The sequence below is a fragment of the Christiangramia aquimixticola genome, from assembly GCF_048285835.1.
Lineage (GTDB): Bacteria > Bacteroidota > Bacteroidia > Flavobacteriales > Flavobacteriaceae > Christiangramia > Christiangramia aquimixticola.
In genome coordinates this window covers 22,044-41,486 of record NZ_JBLVTL010000005.1, presented here as the reverse complement: position 1 = coordinate 41,486, position 19,443 = coordinate 22,044, and the positions used below count along the sequence as shown (strand labels likewise).

General features: G+C 35.8%; 19 protein-coding genes. 5 read left to right on the top strand and 14 right to left on the bottom strand.

Annotated elements, in window-relative coordinates:
• Window positions 1–47: 47 nt before the first annotated feature.
• Window positions 48–1,250, bottom strand: a complete 1,203-nt coding sequence (locus ACNKXV_RS11070) for a sensor histidine kinase (protein ID WP_417907799.1) — start codon at window positions 1,248–1,250, stop codon at window positions 48–50.
• A gap of 244 nt (window positions 1,251–1,494) precedes the next feature.
• Between ACNKXV_RS11070 and ACNKXV_RS11065 the strand changes: the two genes are divergently transcribed.
• The gene (locus ACNKXV_RS11065) at window positions 1,495–2,544 is read left to right on the top strand and encodes an acyl-CoA dehydrogenase family protein (protein ID WP_417907798.1); all 1,050 of its coding nucleotides are present in this window, start codon (window positions 1,495–1,497) and stop codon (window positions 2,542–2,544) included.
• 8 nt (window positions 2,545–2,552) lie between these two features.
• Window positions 2,553–3,863 (top strand): bifunctional PIG-L family deacetylase/class I SAM-dependent methyltransferase, encoded by a 1,311-nt coding sequence (locus ACNKXV_RS11060; RefSeq protein WP_417907797.1) that lies wholly within the window; start codon window positions 2,553–2,555, stop codon window positions 3,861–3,863.
• Here ACNKXV_RS11060 and ACNKXV_RS11055 read toward each other — a convergent pair.
• From ACNKXV_RS11055 to ACNKXV_RS11045, 3 genes are all read right to left on the bottom strand, one after another.
• Window positions 3,812–4,969, bottom strand: coding sequence for a glycosyltransferase family 2 protein (locus ACNKXV_RS11055; RefSeq protein ID WP_417907796.1), 1,158 nt, complete (start codon window positions 4,967–4,969; stop codon window positions 3,812–3,814). The two genes, ACNKXV_RS11060 and ACNKXV_RS11055, sit on opposite strands and share 52 nt — an antisense overlap.
• A gap of 160 nt (window positions 4,970–5,129) precedes the next feature.
• Complete coding sequence (locus tag ACNKXV_RS11050) at window positions 5,130–5,276, bottom strand: hypothetical protein (RefSeq protein ID WP_417907795.1); 147 nt, start codon at window positions 5,274–5,276, stop codon at window positions 5,130–5,132.
• Window positions 5,277–5,737: 461 nt separating this feature from the next.
• Window positions 5,738–6,601 carry a CPBP family intramembrane glutamic endopeptidase gene (locus ACNKXV_RS11045; RefSeq protein WP_417907794.1) on the bottom strand — a complete coding sequence of 288 codons (864 nt, stop codon included), beginning with the start codon at window positions 6,599–6,601 and terminating at the stop codon, window positions 5,738–5,740.
• Between the two features lie 815 nt (window positions 6,602–7,416).
• On the opposite strand from ACNKXV_RS11045, the gene ACNKXV_RS11040 reads away from it, so the two are divergent.
• The 3 genes from ACNKXV_RS11040 (at window position 7,417) to ACNKXV_RS11030 (ending at window position 12,245) form a co-directional block, all read left to right on the top strand.
• Window positions 7,417–9,438, top strand: coding sequence for a DUF7467 domain-containing protein (locus ACNKXV_RS11040; RefSeq protein ID WP_417907793.1), 2,022 nt, complete (start codon window positions 7,417–7,419; stop codon window positions 9,436–9,438).
• Window positions 9,439–9,474: 36 nt separating this feature from the next.
• Complete coding sequence (locus tag ACNKXV_RS11035; RefSeq protein ID WP_417907792.1) at window positions 9,475–11,097, top strand: hypothetical protein; 1,623 nt, start codon at window positions 9,475–9,477, stop codon at window positions 11,095–11,097.
• 152 nt (window positions 11,098–11,249) lie between these two features.
• On the top strand, window positions 11,250–12,245 hold the full coding sequence (locus tag ACNKXV_RS11030; protein WP_417907791.1) for an endonuclease/exonuclease/phosphatase family protein: 996 nt from the start codon (window positions 11,250–11,252) through the stop codon (window positions 12,243–12,245).
• Between the two features lie 75 nt (window positions 12,246–12,320).
• Here ACNKXV_RS11030 and ACNKXV_RS11025 read toward each other — a convergent pair whose 3' ends face one another.
• The 10 genes from ACNKXV_RS11025 to ACNKXV_RS10980 form a co-directional block, all read right to left on the bottom strand.
• On the bottom strand, window positions 12,321–12,491 hold the full coding sequence (locus ACNKXV_RS11025; RefSeq protein ID WP_417907790.1) for a hypothetical protein: 171 nt from the start codon (window positions 12,489–12,491) through the stop codon (window positions 12,321–12,323).
• A gap of 11 nt (window positions 12,492–12,502) precedes the next feature.
• Window positions 12,503–12,913 carry a hypothetical protein gene (locus ACNKXV_RS11020; RefSeq protein ID WP_417907789.1) on the bottom strand — a complete coding sequence of 137 codons (411 nt, stop codon included), beginning with the start codon at window positions 12,911–12,913 and terminating at the stop codon, window positions 12,503–12,505.
• 380 nt (window positions 12,914–13,293) lie between these two features.
• The gene (locus ACNKXV_RS11015) at window positions 13,294–13,683 is read right to left on the bottom strand and encodes a hypothetical protein (protein WP_417907788.1); all 390 of its coding nucleotides are present in this window, start codon (window positions 13,681–13,683) and stop codon (window positions 13,294–13,296) included.
• Between the two features lie 291 nt (window positions 13,684–13,974).
• Window positions 13,975–14,715, bottom strand: a complete 741-nt coding sequence (locus ACNKXV_RS11010; protein ID WP_417907787.1) for a hypothetical protein — start codon at window positions 14,713–14,715, stop codon at window positions 13,975–13,977.
• 352 nt (window positions 14,716–15,067) lie between these two features.
• Window positions 15,068–15,469, bottom strand: a complete 402-nt coding sequence (locus ACNKXV_RS11005) for a hypothetical protein (RefSeq protein WP_417907786.1) — start codon at window positions 15,467–15,469, stop codon at window positions 15,068–15,070.
• A 324-nt stretch (window positions 15,470–15,793) separates the two neighbouring features.
• Window positions 15,794–16,621 carry a hypothetical protein gene (locus tag ACNKXV_RS11000; RefSeq protein WP_417907785.1) on the bottom strand — a complete coding sequence of 276 codons (828 nt, stop codon included), beginning with the start codon at window positions 16,619–16,621 and terminating at the stop codon, window positions 15,794–15,796.
• 195 nt (window positions 16,622–16,816) lie between these two features.
• Window positions 16,817–17,779 (bottom strand): quinone oxidoreductase family protein, encoded by a 963-nt coding sequence (locus ACNKXV_RS10995; protein WP_417907784.1) that lies wholly within the window; start codon window positions 17,777–17,779, stop codon window positions 16,817–16,819.
• A gap of 78 nt (window positions 17,780–17,857) precedes the next feature.
• On the bottom strand, window positions 17,858–18,163 hold the full coding sequence (locus tag ACNKXV_RS10990; RefSeq protein WP_417907783.1) for an ArsR/SmtB family transcription factor: 306 nt from the start codon (window positions 18,161–18,163) through the stop codon (window positions 17,858–17,860).
• A 181-nt stretch (window positions 18,164–18,344) separates the two neighbouring features.
• A complete protein-coding gene (locus ACNKXV_RS10985) occupies window positions 18,345–19,166 on the bottom strand; it encodes a DUF5694 domain-containing protein (RefSeq protein WP_417907782.1) in 822 nt (273 codons plus the stop codon).
• A gap of 64 nt (window positions 19,167–19,230) precedes the next feature.
• On the bottom strand, window positions 19,231–19,443 hold a 213-nt coding region (locus ACNKXV_RS10980), incomplete at its 5' end, for a hypothetical protein (protein WP_417907781.1).

Genomic DNA, 19,443 nt, shown 5'->3' with positions numbered 1-19,443 from the left:
AAACTATTATTAAAAAAGCCAAATATAAATTGTTGATATAGTTCAGGTTATTTTTTAATGGTGAAAATGAAGTTGGCCCCATTTCCGGGACTTGATTCTACCTCTATATTTCCTCCTAAGGCTAATACCAGTTTTTTCACGGTCGCCAACCCAATTCCATTATTTGGTTCTCCGAATCTATCCTCGCTCTTCAACACCTTAAAGATTTCAAATATTGTTTTATGCATATTTTCGGCAATTCCCGGCCCGTTGTCTTTAACTGAGATAGTATAAAAATCACCTTTTTCTTCCACTTTTATTAAGATATCAATATCGTCCCTGTCACTATATTTAATAGCATTTGACAGGAGGTTAATCAGGATCTGACTAATTGCTGTTTTATTCGTTTCAATAAATTGAATTTCAGAATCAAGACGAATATTCTTGGATAGGTCAGCATTGAACAGATCTTTAATATTTTGGATAAGATCTTCAAGGTTTATCTTTGTTCGTTCTTCCTTTAATATGGTACTATTCCGACTATACTCCAGAAGGCCGTCCACAAGTTTCCAGAGTTTAGTAGACGATTTTTCTATTAATTTTAAAATCTCACGCCCCTCCTTATCAATAACCTTTTCATAGCCTTCATTAAAAATATGCACAAGACTGGAAATGTTATTTAAAGGTGATTTTAGATCGTGCGCAGCAATAAAGGCGAATTTCTCAAGGTCTTTGTTTTTCGTCTCGAGATCACATTTAGCTTCTTCCAGCAGGATCTTACTTCTGCGGAGTTCCAGTAAATTCATGACCTGATCTGCCAATGCAGATAGGGAGTTTATTTGATTTTGTGTAAGCTGTTTCGGTTTATGATCAATTACACATAAGGTTCCCAGAGGATATCCAGTATCACTTTTTAAGGGAATACCGGCATAGAAAATTACATTAGGATCATCTGTTACCAATGGATTATCAAAAAAGCGCTCATCTTTCCTGGAATCCTGAACTATGAAAACTTCATTTGGCTTATTGATGGCATGAGCACAAAAAGCAACCTCTTTTGGGGTTTCACTCACATCTAAACCATGGTGCGATTTAAACCATTGTCGTTTATCATCTAATAAACTAATAAGTGAAATAGGAGTATCACAAATTTCTGAGGCTATGGCAGTTAAATTGTCATAATCCCTTTCTGAAAGAGTATCCAGTATAGAATATTTTTTCAGCTCTTCCAGCCGCTTATTCTCATTAATGGGTATTTCAGGTTTAATCATTTCTATTTACAGCATTTTACTTCCTAAAGAAGCAAAAAAACAAATTAAAATGGTTGGGGTAATATTTTATTATAAGATGAAGGTACTCATTAAAATCCTATAAACTGCAAGTAATTCCGGGATTATATGCAGGCCCGGAACTTCTCATCACGTTTTGGGATAGCAGGAATAACCTGTTTTTTTTTAGTATGAAATTAACAATACTGAAATACCGGGATTTTATCTTTAAGTCCAAATATTATCTATGCCGAATTTTTCAGAATTAAATGAATTATGCAGAGTAATTCCTGATGACTCCCGTCATTTCCCTAATGATGTGTTCAGGGCTATGAAGAAACTGGGTTTATTGAAAATTAGTGTTCCCAATAAAAACTCAAATCATGAAGCTCAGCTTTTTCAAACCTTGTTCGAAATTGGAAAAGCCAGTCTTTCAGTAGGAAGAATTTATGAAGGACATATCAATGCTCTAAAATTAATAGAAGACTTCGGAACTCGGGACCAACAGGAATTCTATTTTAATGAAGCTGAAAATGGAAAATTATTCAGCGTGTGGAATACCGAAATGCCTTCTGAAGCTGTCACCGGAGAAATTAAAGATGAAGCCGTTCATATTACCGGAGCAAAAACCTTTTGTTCCGGAGGGCTTCAGATAGATTATGGATTGATAACGGCTGAAATCGATAAACAGAAACAGCTTATCATCATCCCTCTTAAGCAATTTGAAAGGCTGGAAGAAGACTGGAGTTTATGGAATCCTATGGGGATGAAAAACTCGGTCAGCTGCAGGATAGATTTTAGTGAGCTGAAATTACCTTTGCAAAATCTTTTGGGCGGAGGTGATGAATATGAAAAAGAACCCTGGTTTAGCGGTGGCGCCATGAGATTTGCGGCGGTACAATTGGGAGGTGCTAGGGCAATTATACAAGCTACAAGAGACCATCTTGTGGAACAGGCTCGTACCAGTGACCCTTACCAGCAACAGCGTTTGGGAAATATGGCTGTGCAAATGCAAACCGGGAAATTATGGCTGGATAAAGCTCAGCATATTTATGACTACCCCGAGCAATATACTTCCAGCGAGATCGTGAATTTTGCTAATATGATGAGAACAGTCATTCTGGATATTTGTGAAAAAATTCTTCATCTGGCTGAACGTTCAGTTGGGGTACAGGGGTTTATGGAATCCCATCCTTTAGAACAACTTTATCGCGATCTAAAAGTGTATTTAAAGCAACCGGCACCGGATCTTGCTCTTCAGAGTGTAGGGAAGTACACATTCGATAATAAGAATTGAGAAAATATATGTACAAAAATATTAAAGAAGCTCCTTATTTAAACGTGGAAGGCCTGCATCGCGATCTGGGCCGCGTTATGGTGGTTGCGCCTCACCCGGATGATGAAAGTCTGGCTTGTGGCGGACTAATAGCTTATTTAACCTCTCAGGGTGCCAAAGTCAGTATTTTGTTTATGACCAATGGCGAAGCATCACATCCTAATTCCAAAAATTATCCTCCACAACTATTGGGGGACCTTCGGAAAAAGGAAGCATTGAAGGCCTGTGAAATATTAGGAGTAGCGAAAAGTGAGGTTATTTTTTTAAATGCCGGAGATGGGAAACTTTTTTCCTTCGTAGAAGAAGGTGCTGCTGTTTATGGGAAACTAAAAGATATACTGGAAAAAACTCATTTCGATACATTGTTCGTGCCCTGGCGCAGAGATCATCATATAGACCATATTGCAACTAATAAGATTATTAGAAAAGCAGCTCAGGGATTGGATTTGATCATTGCGGAATATCCGGTATGGCTGTGGAAAAAAGGTAGTCAGGAAGATTGGCCGGTCCCGGATGAAATTCTTCCATTCAGGCTCAACATAGAGGGTGTAAAACCTAAAAAAATGGAGGCAATCTATTCTCATAGGAGTCAGCTTACCAATCTTATTGACGATGATCCTGATGGGTTTGTGTTTACTGAAGACTTATTAAAACCATTCCTGGATGATAATGAATATTATTTCTTTCCGCAGGAGGAGAAACCACCCGTGAAGAAGGAATATTTTGATGAGCTGTTTTCAAAAGACAATGATCCGTGGAATTTCGAAACCAGCAGGTATGAGCAGAAGAAATATCAGAAAACCTTAGATGCTCTTCCCGAAAGAGATTATAAAAATGCTTTGGAAATTGGTTGTGCCAATGGGGTTTTTACCAATTTATTAGCCGAAAGATGTAATCAGGTTCTTGCTCTTGAGCATAATGCAAATGCTTTGGATGCCGCAAGAAAGAGGGCAGGAGACAGGCAAAATTGCCGGTTCTTAAAATGGGATATTAGTAAGGGTTTACCCGAAGAAAATTTCGATCTCGTAGTTTTATCTGAAGTTGGATATTATTTCAAAAAAGATCAGTTATTAGAAATTTATCGGGATATAGAAGAGGCGTTGTTACCCGGCGGAATTTTTATAATGGTGCATTGGACCTCATATGTGCGGGAATACCCACTCACCGGCCTTCAGGTTCATGAACTTTTTGAGAATGAATATTCTAAAAAGTTTAAAAAATTAAATGCTCATCGGGAGGAACTGTATGATTTGGTAGTTTGGGAAAAGCTGGCAAAGTAATTTTTTAATTCATCGATAGCCCTGGTTATTATAACATCTGGATAAGCAATATTCCAGGGCCCATGTTCTTTTAAATTGTTTTCCAGATAAATGATAAGGGCGGTATGTTTTTGGTGCTTCTCAATAAGATCTTCCAGGTCTTTGGATGAAATATATAACCTGGAACAAATTGAATTAAAAAGGCGGAGAGAAGGATTTCGGTAATATTCTCTTATTTCAGCAAAGGCTTTAAATCGTTGGCTTAGCTTGCTAAAACCTTCCACAGTTTCAGATTTTGACCTGGACCAGTTTCTAATTTGGGATCCAAATCCTCCAGGGACCCGTGATTTGCTCCTGCATGAGGTGGTTACAATAGGAGAGAAAGCATGTTTAACGCTATAACCTTCACTAATTACTTTCTGGTATAAGGCAATATCTTCAAAGCAGTCTAAGGGCGGTATGCCTCCAATTGCTTTATAAACCTTGTTTCTTACCGCCATATTAGGTCCGGAGTTGTGCGAATGTCTGGGCCAGGGGTCGAATTCTAAAGGATATAGTTCACTTTCCAGCCGGGAAACTAAATCAAGGTAGTGCCGGGTTTGATCAATTCCGTCCTTTACTCTTTTATCCAAACCGGTTAATTCTGGTTTAATTACTCCGCAAATGAGATCATAGGGCTGCTCCTGAAGTTTTAGAAATGCGTCTAACCAGTAATTATCACAGACCGTATCTGCATCTGTCATAGCAATAAATCCGTTTTCGGGTAATCTTGCCGAAGCCAGATCCATCAGTAATTTTCTCGAGGCCCCAACCGAGTTTATTTTGGGGTCATCTGTTTTAAAAATGTACAGGGGGAGATCGGGATGTTTATCCTGAAATTCTGCACAGAGATTTACTGTTTGATCTGTACAATGATTGCAAAGAATGAGTATCTCATATAAATTTGTAGGGAGATTTCCTGCTTTGGTTTGTTGATGGGCGAGGGCATTTAAAGTATTCCAAATCGTTAATTCCTCATTTTTAGCCGGAATGGTAACCACCACTCTTAGGTGTTCTCCATTTTCAGATAACAGCCTACCCACATTTTCATATTCCGGCGGTGTATTAAATAGAAGATTCTCCTTCACAAAAGTTTTTTATGAAAAATACTTAATAAGATGCACCGCTCTAATAAACTTATCATGAAATTAACGTTTAATGTACTTTAAATGGGAAGTAGTATTAGTTGAACATTTTTAGAGCAGCTATAAAACACTTTTTTATTTCTTAGGATTAGCTAGTAGGTCTTTATTGCTGTTTATCCAGCCTGTGGTTTTCAAACATTTCTATGGCAACTTTTAAAATTCCTATATACCCAATTCCAAGAGCCAGTAATCCATAGGAGATTTCTGAAAGTATGCCGCTCGTTGTTTTGAAATAGCCAGTAATACCCATGATTATTAAAAACAATGAAAAAGCAGCAATAAAACCCAGGAAAATTTTACCCTTTTTAGGGTTCTGATATATCTCTTTTGAAAAATTATTCTGCGTTTTAGCCGGATCCTGCAAGGAAGAGATACTTATGGCAATCCCGGCGAAAATCAAGGCGGTGTTTCAATTAACCAGCATCTGGTCCATATCCCTATATTGGAAAAGTAGGAAATAAGATTTACCAATAAAAAATACCGCTGTTAATAGAATGGGATATCGCAAGTAGCTAAAATAATGGAATAAGGCTCTTGTTCTCATGTAATTAAATTTGTTGGCTACAAAATACTTATTCTTTTTAAATAAGCACTCATCCGAGATTTGAACTAAAATGAGGTATGAATTGCAATTGCTTATTTGCCATGAGTAAAGCAGAAATTTCTACCCCAATCGGGTTAACATTTTAGATATACAGTTTACACCGAAGTTTATAGCTTATTTGAATGCGGGATCTGAGGATGGGATAATCTCTTATCTGATTGCTTTGCGGACCTTAATAACAAGACCAATGCAATTAAACCAATAGATAAATATACATATCCGGAGATCTCCCAGTTTTTTAACTGAAGTTGAGGTTCTACCGCTGAGAGGTTATCCCAGAAAAATTGTGGAAAGTTCACTGAACCATGAATGATCGCAAATAGAAAAGCAGTATTACCAAATTTAATCCAGGTCCACGAAAGTGTAAAGGTAAGCCCTGTAATGATCATTAACCAGGGTATTAAAATCGCCACGTCACTGAAAAGGATAAGAAAATGCCAGAGAATCCAAATAATAAGCAGGATAAATGTAGCTTTTAGAAGTCCGAATTGTTCATTGAGTTTAGGTAAGAGCCAGCCACGCCATCCAATTTCTTCTCCCAGACCTATGATGAAAACCTGTAAGATTAAATGGAAATAAAGAAGATGCCAATTTTCTCTCAAGCTATTCCATAAAATTTCCGGGCTTACACCGGCCATAATTAATGTAATTATTGAAATCAGGAAGGTTGAAAGCGGAATCAGGAAGTAGAATATTGCCGGTTTTTTGAAGTACCGGAAAATATTGAGTTCAAATTTCTTCCTATTAACCCACATTAGGATCATTGCACTAATTGCCGGCGCGGTAACAGTAAGAAATCTGGGAATATAGATGTCTAACGGATGAGGAAATTTGAAGGTAGTCGAGAGCCAGTTATCTGCCGGAACACCTATTCCGTATGTAATAAGGAAGGTAAGAGTCACAAATGCAATTACCGGATATTTAGTAAAAAATTTTAGAGGATAATACTTTTCTATTCTCTTCTTAATCACTTTTTTAATGGCTAAAACTGTTAGTTAGGAGATTCAATATCATCATAACATACACTATAATTATATTCCAGGTTTTCTTGACTGGTTTAGAAATGGTGAATTTATCATTTTTTCTGAATTGTTATCGCGGTAGAGAATTTATAGCAAGCGAATTGAGATTATCGATAAATATTAAACAAGAGAAAGCATTTTATCTAATCTGAAATAAATATGTAAATACCTGATATTCTGTTTATTAAACAAGAAAAAGTATTTTTATCGATCAAAAAGTGCATTTTAGTTCAACGATTTTTCCAGTTATGCCTGCCGTTTTTACTAAGTGCTTAAAATCTTTTATTTCAAAAAAGTACCCAATAATTTCTGTCTAATTAGAACCAAAATTTAGAACTATTAAAATTATTTTTTACAGATAGAACCGTTAGTAGCCTGAGCTCAGGTGGTTATTTCAGCTTTAAAAGCCATTTTTAATTTATCGTAAATGCGTAGTATAATACCTCCAAATATTACCTTAAATAGTCGGTATAGGTCGAATAAATTTAACGATTTGTTAACTATGATTAAAAGTTAAAGAATTATATATTTTATATTATAAAATAGTTTTTAACAGTTTAATTGAGTTAAAATTATTTTTTATTAGGATTTAACTAATACTTTTCATTAAAAAAACTATTTAAATCGAATATTACAGGTTTTCCCTTATATACAACTTTAACAATTAGATATAAGTTTGTTAAAGAAATTTACATCCCTACATTTTTATAGTTCCCGATACTTGACCAACCTCTGTTGTGGCGAATAATAAAAACTTTATTCCCATGAAAGACTTTAAAATTATCATTCTTGTAATGCTCTTCTGCGGCTTTTATTCATGTACGCCAGACCAGGAAGAAACCCCTGCTCCAATTGTAAAAACTCAAAAAGGGAAACTTTCCTTAGGAAGTGTTTTGCAGGATTTGAATAAAACCCAAATTCTTGGTATTCCTAAGTGTTCCGGGGCCACTCCACAATATGTTAGGGTTGCCATTAAAAATGTTGCCAATAATACCTGGGTCGCCGGTCATGATGGTGTTTCCAGTTTTATTGAAATAGCAGTTAATCCCAATGGAAGTGATACCAATAATGACGGGAAACTTGATTCCTGGTTTACTAAAGAATCACTGGATCTGGAACTGGAGCCCGGTAAATACAGTATAGAATATTTTGCAGTCCTGGACGGGAATGGACAGGACGCCGAGATCATATTTTTAGCCCCCAGAAAGGATGCTGATTATGGGGCCATATCTTTTCAAAATTACGTGAGTAAACCTTTGCCCTTCGAAGTTGAGATCTTTGGTGGCGAAAAGCATTATGAACCAATTGAGGTCCTTTGTTATGATGAGATCTTTGCAGCCTCTTTTGGCTATCTGTTTTTCGATTTTAGCACCCCGGGATTTACTTACCTGTGCATTTTTGGAAACGTTTGTGACGAAATAGGATTGCATTCTCCGGCCAATTTCCGACTCAAAGTCTGGAATTTTAGTGATTCAGGAGATTATACTGAACATAATCTTATTACAGATCAAATCAATGGTACCGGAACTCTGCCTAATGGAGATTCTTATGCCGACCCAATTTGTATACCCTTAAAAAATAGTGATGGTAATGAAGAATTCTATGGTGAGATTTTTACCATAGATGATGGTGGGATTGAAACATTGATCCGTGCAGGCAAATTTTCTGCAGCTTTAGTAAACCAGAATCTTTTTAACGATAAACCATATAGCATCTATCACTTTAGAGAAGACTGCTGTGATGAGCTCGAGGATTCCTATCCTTTACTGGAAGATCTAAGCATACCCGAATGTGATGAGCCTTGCCAGCCTTGTGAAGGCCAGGTGAACTCCTTACAATTCCAGTATAAGGGAACCAATGATGTGACAGTACAAATCATACAGGATAATAATTCTGAGATACTGTTCGAGGATAATGTTAGTACCAGCGATTTTATTGAAATACATGCCCCGGCTGGTCAAAGCTTTGGTCCTAAAATAATTATCAAAGTTAACGGCGAGGATTATGCCACTGTACATACCAGTTGTTCAGAACCAATAGGTCCAGGACTAATATTTGGGAATTTCGAAATTACTTCTGGAAGTAGCAAGACTGGAGGAGAACTATGTCCGGTAATTATCGAAGAAGAATGTCAACCTTGCGAAGGACAGGTGAACTCGTTACAATTCCAGTATAAAGGAGCCAACGATGTATCAGTGAAAATTATACAGGATAATAATTCTATGATCCTGTTCGAGAATAGTGTTAGTGCCAACGATTTTATTGAAATACATGCCCCGGCTGGTCAAAGTTTTGGACCTAAAATAAACATCAAAGTTGATGGTGATTATTATGCTTCAGTCCATACCAGTTGTTCAGAACCAATAGGTCCGGGTCTTACCTTTGGCGATTTCGAAATTACTTCTGGAAGTAGTAAGACCGGAGGAGAGCTTTGTCCGGTTATTATTGAAGAGGATTGTTCTCCTTGTGCCGGGAAAATTACAGAGCTTACTCTGGAATATTTGGGAACAGGGCCCATCAATATATCGGTAATTCAGAATAAAGATTCTCAAACGATATATTCCAATCCCGCACTTAACGCAAATACAGCCTTCACCTTTAATGGTACTTATAATAAGAGTGGTAAAACCACAATGTGGACTGAAATTACCATTAAGATAGATGGAATTACCCATACACAAATCCATACCAGTTGTTCTCAGGATATAGGCCCGGGAATGAGGTTTGGCGACTTTAGAGTAATCGCCGGGAGAAGTTTGCATGGAGGCATATTATGTACACCGTAATCAATTCAATTTTTATTAACCATAAACCAATACATTATGAAAAATTCAAAAATTTCATTTCTCATGTTGTTAAGCATGTTATGTTTTATTTCCTGTAGCAAGGAGGAAGCTGCGGTAGATAAACCGGAGCAAACTACCAACAAAGTCACGCTTAGCTTTGATGCTGCACTTAAATTATTTGCTGAAGAGAGAGCGAAAGAAAATTTATTCAAGTATCATGGCGAAGATGAACAATTACCGGTTTGTCCGGAAGATGAAACTCCTAAATTCATTTTAGCAGTTATAGAGAAACCTGGCGGTGGTTTTGTAGATGATGGTGATGCCGGGAATGGTCATGCAGTTAAAATTCCAGTAATTAATAATCCTACCGATTCGGATAATGATGGACTTGATAACTGGCTTACTTATGAAATGCCATTTATGGAATTAGATCCAGGAACATACAAATTATTGTATTTCGCGGTACATAATGATGATGGAATCATGTGGCTTGCTCCATCTGAAGATGATGACTATGGACCGGCTAATTTCGAAAATTTCGTGGATAATCCTCTGCCTCATGATATAGACTTGGTAGCAGGAACCAAGCATTACGACAAGGTAGAAGTACTATGTTATGATCCTCATTTCGCTAAAGAATATGGTTACTTATTCTTTGATTTTGAAATGGTACCATTAACTTATGTTTGTTTCTTCGGGAATGAATGTGACGAAACAGGAAGACACTTCCCATCACACTTCAAGGTTATTGCATGGGAGCATGATAGATCTTCAGATTCTTTCTTCGATATTGTGACAGATATCTCAGAGGCATTAGTAGAAGAATCAAATACTGTTGAATATGATGATGCTGGTAATGTTGTTAGAGCAGAACCACTTTGTATTCCACTACCTGATAGAGACGGAGAGAATTCATTCTACGTAGAGATCTGGGCCTTAGATGAAGCTGGTAATATGGAAGGTGATGAACCAATGCGTCAGGGAATTTTCACAGACGAAATGGTGAAAAGTGGAGCATTTGATATTGAAGATTCAGATTTGAAAAAGTACTGGCACTTTAGAGAAGGACCATATTGTGGACAAGATTCAGACCCATGTTTGCTATCTGCACCGCAAGAGTCCCTAACAGATTTCAATAATGGAGATTTCAGCAATACAGGAAACTTATGGGCAGCATCAGATTATCAGTATGTAGCACCAGGACCAAATGCTTTATGGCCAGAAGGGACTTTCACTTTTACTTCAAATCCAAATGATGTTCATAGTCATTTTATCAATGAAGATAACGGTAGTAAAATGTTTGTTATAAATGGATCTACCGAGGCAGGGAAGGATATTTATATGACCTTTACCTGTAGTGATGTATGTCCAAATACAGATTATTATATCACTTTTATGACTAAAAGTGTGGTTTCAAGTTCACCGGCAGAGTTAAAAGGATTTATAGATATGGTGGCCTTACCAGGTACCATAAATGTAAATGATGACTGGCAAAAAGTTGGGTTATGGGTGAAATCTGATAATACAGGTTCCATCAAGTTCCATCTGGAAGATGCCAACACAGCTGCTGGAGGAAACGATTTTGCGATAGAAGACATCATTTTATCTACAAGTCCTTACATAATGTTTGATATAGATCAAATGTTAGTACAACCATAGTTTTAATTTAATTTTTTTAAGGTTCGAAAGAGTCGGGGATAAGTTCCCGGCTCTTTTGTTTTGTAGAGTTAAATTAATCGTAAAACCCTACTATTATACTGGGCTTACAGCTTTAATGCTGTAAATTATGTGCTCAATCAAATTTTTATAGAATGAGTCTTAGAAAAATATTTTATTATTTTATCATACTTATAAGTTCTCTTGTTATAATAGCCAGTTTGTTATCCCTCTTTTATAACCTGCCTTACTGGTATTCAAAATTGCTTGATTTTCCAAGGTTACAATACCTCATTCTGGGAATCATCTGTTTAATACTTTTTCCTCTGCTGACTAAAAAATGGAAATGGCCTGCGATCTCGTTTTTTGTGGGAATAATTGCTTCAATCTTTATCCAGTCTGTGAAAATTTTTCCCTACTGGTTTGGTGAAAAATCAGTTCCGGATGCTGTTCAATTTGTTTCTGAAGAAAATACAGTCAGTATTTTACTTGCTAACGTATTAATCACAAATAAAAATTCTGAAAAACTACTGAATGTGGTTCAACAAGAAAATCCGGATATGATAATAGCCATGGAAGTGAATCAGTGGTGGCTGGACGCACTGAAACCTTTAGCTAATGATTATCCATACGTATTGGAACAACCTAACGATGTGGCCTATGGGATGGCACTTTATTCCAGATTTCCTTTTAAAAATGCTGAGGTAAAATATATAAAGCATGAAAACGTTCCATCGTTCCATGGTACTGTTGAATTAGAATCAGGGAAAGAATTTGTTTTACATGCGGTTCATCCGGTTGCACCTATGCCGAGTGATAAATACCCTGATAATGTTGGTGAAGCCGAAATTGAGCTGGTTAGAGTAGGAGAAATGGTTAGCAATGAGAAATTACCCTCCATTGTTGCCGGAGATTTTAATGATGTTTCCTGGTCAAATACCTCCAGACTATTCGGCGAAAATGGAAAATTGAACAATGTTCGTTTGGGCCGTGGGCTTTATAATACTTTCGATGCTAATTCGATGATTATGCGATGGCCATTGGATCACTATTATGTAACTGATGAATTCTCACTGGTAGAGCTTAAGCGTCTTGGGGAAATAGGATCTGATCATTTTCCAATTGTAGCAAAATTTCATTTAGCCGATTAAAACGTTAGTAATAAATTTCTGATGGGTGCTATTCTATGTGAGCTTTTTAAAAATAGATAGAAGAAAAGGTATGTTTTAAATCTTTTCCTTGCTGATGGGAAACCACTTTAAAATTAAGGCGAGCCCCAGGGCCATTAAAGCCCCGAATAAAAATCCGAACAGGTTAGAGTCTGAAAACTGGTTCAAAATTAAAGAACCAATGGCTATAAGAATTCCCAGGATTTGATATTTATTCAGTTTTTTCAAGTTTATATTTTTTAGGCCACAGCCTTGTTATTATATTCTCTCAAATTAAAATTGATTGAATAGAAAAGAATGATAAGCACTAAAATTTCATGTGCATCGATCATCTGGTCTGGGGATTCACTAAATATCAGGGCCCAGATTGAATCTATTAACCAGTATAAGCAACCAAAAACAAAGGCATTTTTCAGGTGTTTAAATCTTATTGGGATCAATTTATCATTCTCCCTTTTTTCTTTTGAGAAACAGATCATTAACAGTGATAAAAGTATCAGGTCTTTAAAGATCCATTGAAGCACTTCTCCATACATGAGGGTTTTATGAAGCTGAATAAAAAATTCAGTTGCTAAAAAAGCTACTACGGCCAGCGAACCGATGATTAAACCTATTAGTTTAAAAGAGTTGGGTAATAATTTTACTTTCATAGGATATGGTGGTAGGTTTTATTGCGGACAAGATAATAGAATTGATGAAATATTTATTCTTATGTAAGCCAATGAAGTATTTGTTACTCCAGTAAAGTTTTGATCTCTTCTATTCTCCATTGACGAACTCTCTGTTTTTAGCCTCAACCGCATTCCCAAGCGAAAATTCTACTTCAGCCAATTTTTCCTGTAATTAAAAAGATTAAGGATTCCTCTGCAGGCTACTCGTTAACAAATATTTCGCCACTGCGTAATTATTAGATCCAATTGCGTTAGTAGCAAGCAGTGTGGTTAAGTAGACCTTAGAGTCTGGAAATCTGTCAATAATAGGTATACCTCACGCCAAAGGAGTATAAAGATTCAAAAAAATCATTTTACAATTAAGAAGTAGTGAAAAAACCAAAATATCCAAAGAACAGTCCCATGGACAGAAGTATTATTAGTAATAAGATATGATTTTCTTTTCTTAAGATATTGCTGTTAAAATTTGAAAATGCCTTAGGTATTGCAATTAAGAGAACGCCTTTAATAAGAGCGAGCCAACCAAAAATTGTTATGACCACTGTCCAGTTCATGTTCCAGTTATTATGAAACTCAAGAATAAGCACTCCAAAAACTACGGCCATAAAACCAGCCAGAATAAGGTAAGCAGAATTAACTACCAGTTTAGGAAGTTCCTTTTTGTAATGATCGCCACTAAATAACAAACCCAGGAAAAAGGAAAGATATAGTGCTGACAGTATTTTTGCTACTAAAATTGAAGTTTCCATAATCTGAATTTTTTACTGTTCAGTAGATTTTAAAAAACTAATAATTCTGAATAGTATTTTTATATAAGTTAAGCAATTTTATGGTGAAGCATGTGACTAGAGGTTTCCCCAGGAATAATAGAGCATTTAGTTTATTTTCGGCTTGCTTTCGAAATATCCTTGCTTAGATCCTTGATATGTTTCGGTTTGATTTTAAAGGATAGCAAACCTATTAGATATTTTCTATAAACTATTTCTCCGGTTTTGGAATTTACAATTTGTAAAAAACGCTCAGCATTATTCTTACATATCTTAAATAATAAAGTTCTTCACCGCTCTTATGCTCAAATATGAGGGGATATACAGGGTTTTTAAGGATAAATTCTTCAGCTCAGGTAAATAGTCATTTTCATATAACCAGTACTCTTCTTCATTTTCTAATTGATCATTTACCTTTTGAAAATAATTTTTCAGGTAACCCGGTTTATAATTGTAGAACACATCATCAAGATACATGGAGGTAAAAATGTTGTCCATGTTTTTAGTGGCAGCGGTATGGATAAACTCATCTTTTGGATAGATGTAAATATGGGAAAAATAAGAGGCATGCTCTTCAGCAATTTCCATTTTCTTCTTCTCACGTTTTTCCGGAGATAATTTTTCCAGCTTCTTCAAAATTTTCTCATGGTCGTACATCTTTAAGCCGATAAAGGTGAAAAGAGTACTATAACTTGAAGGCCCTTTACCAATAGTCCTTAAAAACCCATCCAGGGTGGCGAAGGAATAATTGTCACTTAGATATTTTTCTATATCAAAATCGCTAATATGAACAATTTGATATGGGGTTATAGTCCAGGAGGCTTCCAGTATTTTAAAATAGTCATATCTGTCCAGGGTTTCAGAAAGCACAAATATGGTTTCTGTATTCCTGAACTTTTCCAAAGCACCTTTATTAAATTTTTTTGATTTACCTATATGACTTGGACCAACTGAGATCTGGGAATAGCCTGAAATGGACAGGCTTAAAAATAATAATAAGGAGAAAAATTTCATTTTAAATTAATTATCTGGTTGGAATGAAATTCATGAAGATGGTTATAAATTCTTTCCCAGCACCAGTGGTAGCAGGGTTAAAGGATATCAAATTACGGAAACTTTTATACTCTGAAATTTGATAATAAGCTGGTTATAAACCTCTCATGAAAAATTTCTAAATAAGAATTGAATTTAGTTAAAATAACTAAGGAAATAACGGTTGCTGCTATAAATTGAAATGCAGAGGATATTTTGACGCGATTTTTTAGGGAGAAAAAGAAAGTTTCGCAGGTGGCACTACCGTTATTTTATCCTCCAGAGATAGGTTAAAGTACCGGAAGCTTCGGAAAAAATTAAAAATTGTGAAATTTTATTTCTGTCTACTCTCCTTAAATTTATCGAGGAAAAACCAGGCGCCAAGCCCAATTAGGACAAGAGGTAAAATTAGCCCGGGAAATTCTGAAAGGAAATTTGAAAAATCCGATGCTTCCTTAAGTATAATTATGATTGAGGCTACTCCCAATACTAAAAAAAGTGTAGCTGTTGGCGCGGTTAACATGGATTTCGGCTTATATATCTTTAAACTTCTTTCCTTTTTATAAATTTTAAACAGGTCGTAGCTAATTCCTAAAAAAACGACTAACCAGAAGATTCTTGCCAGCCATATATTAAGCTCGAAGCTGAAAAGTGTAAAAGTTTGCTCTGTAGAGATCATGCTGTCGATAAATGAATAAAGAGCAATAAGGGCGGCCACAATATTGATAAACTTCATAGGTAATTAATGTAAGATATTTTAAGCCTGGCGTTGGCGGATTTAAATTCTTTTCTAAAAATGGGTTCCATTTGTTTCCGGGATCTGTAATTTGCTGTTATACAATTTTAGTGAAAATTAAATTATTCTCCTATTTTCAATCCAGTACCGTAGGGAATAATCTATTAATCAATTCGTTATTTATGAAAAAGGTGGAACAACCTTAAATATCCTTATTATATACATGTAGTTATAAAATTGGACAAGGGCTTTTATAGGATTTATGAAATGAGAAAAATGATCCCGAATAGTATAGCAATCTCTAAATCTATCTTTTTTTAAGATCTAATAATATATTTTCCAACCGGCTTTGTCCTTGTGAAACTGTAAATACTGCCTGAACCGAATAGATGTATTAGAATTAGGAATATAAACTTTATCCCAATCTTTTAAACTTCTTACCAGTTTTAAAAGATCAATCTCTGCCTGATTTTCTGGGTTTCTTACCTGAATATTTTCTGGTTTATTTAAATTGAAGATAGTGTCGATGATCTTTTTCTCAGGCCGGTTTTCGAATTTTTTAGCGTGTAAATTAGCCGAAATCAAATGGCCATCCTTATCTATATCGATGATAATATCCACTCTTTTGGATTTAAATTTCTGGCTATTTATAGCGCCAAGTAGAGAGTCAATATTTTTTTTAGGCCTGGACACAGTATTGATTCCATCAAGGGCAGTAAAGGTATATTTTGAAATATTCAAATCTTTTCCATGTTCCAAAACTTGCTTTAGATCCTGATTTAGGGGAGTTGAAATTTTTGTGGAATTGGAACAATTATTATAGAATTTTAATTTGTCGTTTTCAATAACTGCGAAAATAAGCCAGGTCTCACCCTTTTCTACTTCCCAATAGCAGGAGTGGTTGACACCTTCCTTTGGATAGGGGAGTTCAAATTCCATAAACTCTTTTGTTGGCGTGCCTTTATATAACTCCGTAATCCGGAATTTCACATGATAGCTGGTCGAATCACTTGTAACTGTTTTTTGGACTGCCACACCCTGAAAAACGTATTCTGATGAATACATTTCCACTGTAGTGTTAGGAATATCGCAGGAGCAGGCATGTGCTACCAGTCCGGTGAACATAAATACAAGGAAAAACAAATTCTTCATGTTGTGGTTTTATGTATTTGGCTTCTGAAAAGAAGATTGAAAGATGTAGTAAAAGACCGAAATATAAAAGATTTTAAATCCAGTCATTCTGCCTACCTCCATATTTTCGTTCAGCCGGATTATTGATGAAATTAAGGAATTACATAAAAATCTTTCTACTTATAGATCAGGATTTAATACAAAAACTGGATCAGTCTAGTCCGGAATAAGCAGAACTTTACTGGTACTTTTACCATTTTCAAGATAATCATGAGCCTTACTACCTTCAGATAAATTAAAAATTACCGGATCTTTAATTTTAAGCGTTCCTTTTCTTATAAGGTCAAAAAGCAGATTTGCTCGTTCGTGCCGTTCTTTTTCAGAGTTTAAATAACTCCACAGGTCACCACCGGTCAGGGTTTTACTTGTGTCCATAAGCATTCGTGGATCTACAGGTTCCGGATCCCCGCCACTCATTCCATAGAAAACTACATGCCCACAATCTCTGGTTACCGCAAAACTATCTTTAAGGGTGGAACCTACACTATCGTAAGCTACATCCACGCCTATGTTTCCAGTAATTTCAGCAACTTTCGACTTCCATTTATCATCTAATTTCACGGCATGATCAGCTCCATTATCTAAAATTGTTTGAAGTTTATCTTCACTTCTCGAAAGTCCAATCACTTTAGCTCCTTTGGCTTTGCAAAGCTGGGTAATAATTTGTCCCACCCCGCCGGAAGCGGCATGTACCAGGATCGTTTCTCCTTTTGCTACATTATGACTGTCGTTAATTAAATAATGGGCAGTCAAACCCTGCAGCAGTACAGAGGCGGCCATGTTATAGTCAATATCATCCGGAATTGGGATGGCATGACTTTCAGGTAACTTCGTGTATTCTGCATTGGCAAATGGCACATCTGTATAAGCTATTCGATCACCAATATTATATTTTTCAGAATTAGATGCAGTTACAACCCCTGCACCTTCATACCCGGCGATAAAAGGCGGTTCTCCTTTTAAATGGTAATTTCCCTTTCTTCTATAAATATCGGCGTAATTCAAGCCTATGGCTTTATTCTGAACCAGAATTTCACCTTTTGATAGAACCGGATCGGGTACTTCTATATAATTAAGAACTTCTGAAGTTCCGAATTCATTGAATGTTAGTGCTATCATGGGTTTACTTTTTTCCTATTATCAGCCTGCTATTAAATTAAAATTAATTCAAATCACAGATGCGGAATTATTGTTGGATTAATTCTGAAGTGATAGCAGATATTCCTTTATAACCTTTTCATTTCTCTTATAATACGACCATTTTCCATGCCGGGTAAGCGTGAGAATTTGACATTTCTCCATCATGGAAAGAAAATTTGAAATGGTGGACTGGGAGAGGCTTGTCTTTTCCCTGATATGAGAAGCGCATACACCGTCCCTAAAATGCTGAAGATCTTCATGAGGCCTGAAGTTTTTTTCGGGATCTTTTAACCACATAAAAATTTGCAATCTGGTAGGGTTGCTTAAAGATTTACTAATGTCAATTATCTGTGACTGCTTCATGCAGCAAACATATCGATAAATATAGATATATGAAAATGTATGTAGGGAAATAAATATTAATCTTAGGTTGATTGGAGTAATTCGATAGCTGGAAACGGAGTAGGAGAGAAGCTTAAAAATCGGGTATGCTTCAGGTAGGTCGTCGTAGTTGCTTACATTATGTGGAATACGCTTGGAGACATTAATTGAGATATTGATTGGTTTTAACCAAATCAAATTCTGGGGAGCTATTAAAAAGTAAATTAAGAATATTCAAATGTCCGGCACCGTAAATTACCAAAATTCTATCTTCAGGCGTGAAATTGATCCTTTGAATATTTCTGAAGATCTTTAAATTTCGGTTGAACCATCGTCCGGTTTCGAAATTCACACCAAAAAAATCACCTTCTTTGCTTTCATATTTAAAAGGACCCACTAAATAATTTCCTAAACTTTTTTCAATATTTTCCGGTGTATTCAGTCGGATAAGCTCTGCTAGTATTCCCTTTTCTTTAAAACTTGTTTCAGGATTATATTTTAGGGTGGAGTCGGCATCCTTTTGATAATACTGGTTAAATTTCTTCAGTTCAATGGTATCTTTCCCAAATAAGGCATCATCTACTTGCCGGTTAAATTCGCCCCATTCATCCACACAATATAGTTTTTGGATGTTCAGGTTCTTTGCAAGCCTGAATCCTATTTGTTGTATTTCATCCCTTTCTAAAGGATATATTCCTTTTTTATAACTGTTATATAAAGAATCCAACTTTGGTTGTTTAGATGATTTGCACTCTACAAAAATGATGGTAGGCTCAAATCGTTCCAGCTTTTCAATAATCTGTTTTATTTCTTCCTGATACCCTGGTTTAAGTACATCTATTTGGTCGGAATTTTCGGTTTGTATAAAATCCTTATTTGGGAAATCAAAATGAAAAGTTCCCAAGGTCAGTACCCTTGTTTGCTGTTGCTGAGCATTGGTTAGAATTGGAAGAAATAATAAAAAAGCGAAAAGATAATTTTTCATGTGCTGTTTTTATTAAAGACCAAAGCTTTTTAAAGCTGTTACAATTCTCCTGATTAAAATTCAGTTAATCCAACTTGTTTACAACACTATGAAGATTAAGTTGAATAAACCTGTGGAAATTTTCGATCAGTCTTTTTTCTTCAACTCTAATGAAAATGAGAAGTCCGAAGAAACCTAAGATCATGGTAAATATAAAAAATACAGGGATTCCTAATTTCAGAAAATAATCCAAAGTGAGCATAAGTAGTGGCACCAATAGAATTATAAATAACCACTG

Coding starts and splice junctions, on each gene's coding strand:
- ACNKXV_RS11070 (WP_417907799.1), bottom strand. CDS start 1,250: ATGATTAAACCTGAAATACCCATTAATGAGAATAAGCGGCTGGAAGAG.
- ACNKXV_RS11065 (WP_417907798.1), top strand. CDS start 1,495: ATGCCGAATTTTTCAGAATTAAATGAATTATGCAGAGTAATTCCTGAT.
- ACNKXV_RS11060 (WP_417907797.1), top strand. CDS start 2,553: ATGTACAAAAATATTAAAGAAGCTCCTTATTTAAACGTGGAAGGCCTG.
- ACNKXV_RS11050 (WP_417907795.1), bottom strand. CDS start 5,276: ATGGGTATTACTGGCTATTTCAAAACAACGAGCGGCATACTTTCAGAA.
- ACNKXV_RS11040 (WP_417907793.1), top strand. CDS start 7,417: ATGAAAGACTTTAAAATTATCATTCTTGTAATGCTCTTCTGCGGCTTT.
- ACNKXV_RS11035 (WP_417907792.1), top strand. CDS start 9,475: ATGAAAAATTCAAAAATTTCATTTCTCATGTTGTTAAGCATGTTATGT.
- ACNKXV_RS11030 (WP_417907791.1), top strand. CDS start 11,250: ATGAGTCTTAGAAAAATATTTTATTATTTTATCATACTTATAAGTTCT.
- ACNKXV_RS11020 (WP_417907789.1), bottom strand. CDS start 12,913: ATGAAAGTAAAATTATTACCCAACTCTTTTAAACTAATAGGTTTAATC.
- ACNKXV_RS11015 (WP_417907788.1), bottom strand. CDS start 13,683: ATGGAAACTTCAATTTTAGTAGCAAAAATACTGTCAGCACTATATCTT.
- ACNKXV_RS11010 (WP_417907787.1), bottom strand. CDS start 14,715: ATGAAATTTTTCTCCTTATTATTATTTTTAAGCCTGTCCATTTCAGGC.
- ACNKXV_RS11005 (WP_417907786.1), bottom strand. CDS start 15,469: ATGAAGTTTATCAATATTGTGGCCGCCCTTATTGCTCTTTATTCATTT.
- ACNKXV_RS11000 (WP_417907785.1), bottom strand. CDS start 16,621: ATGAAGAATTTGTTTTTCCTTGTATTTATGTTCACCGGACTGGTAGCA.
- ACNKXV_RS10995 (WP_417907784.1), bottom strand. CDS start 17,779: ATGATAGCACTAACATTCAATGAATTCGGAACTTCAGAAGTTCTTAAT.
- ACNKXV_RS10990 (WP_417907783.1), bottom strand. CDS start 18,163: ATGAAGCAGTCACAGATAATTGACATTAGTAAATCTTTAAGCAACCCT.
- ACNKXV_RS10985 (WP_417907782.1), bottom strand. CDS start 19,166: ATGAAAAATTATCTTTTCGCTTTTTTATTATTTCTTCCAATTCTAACC.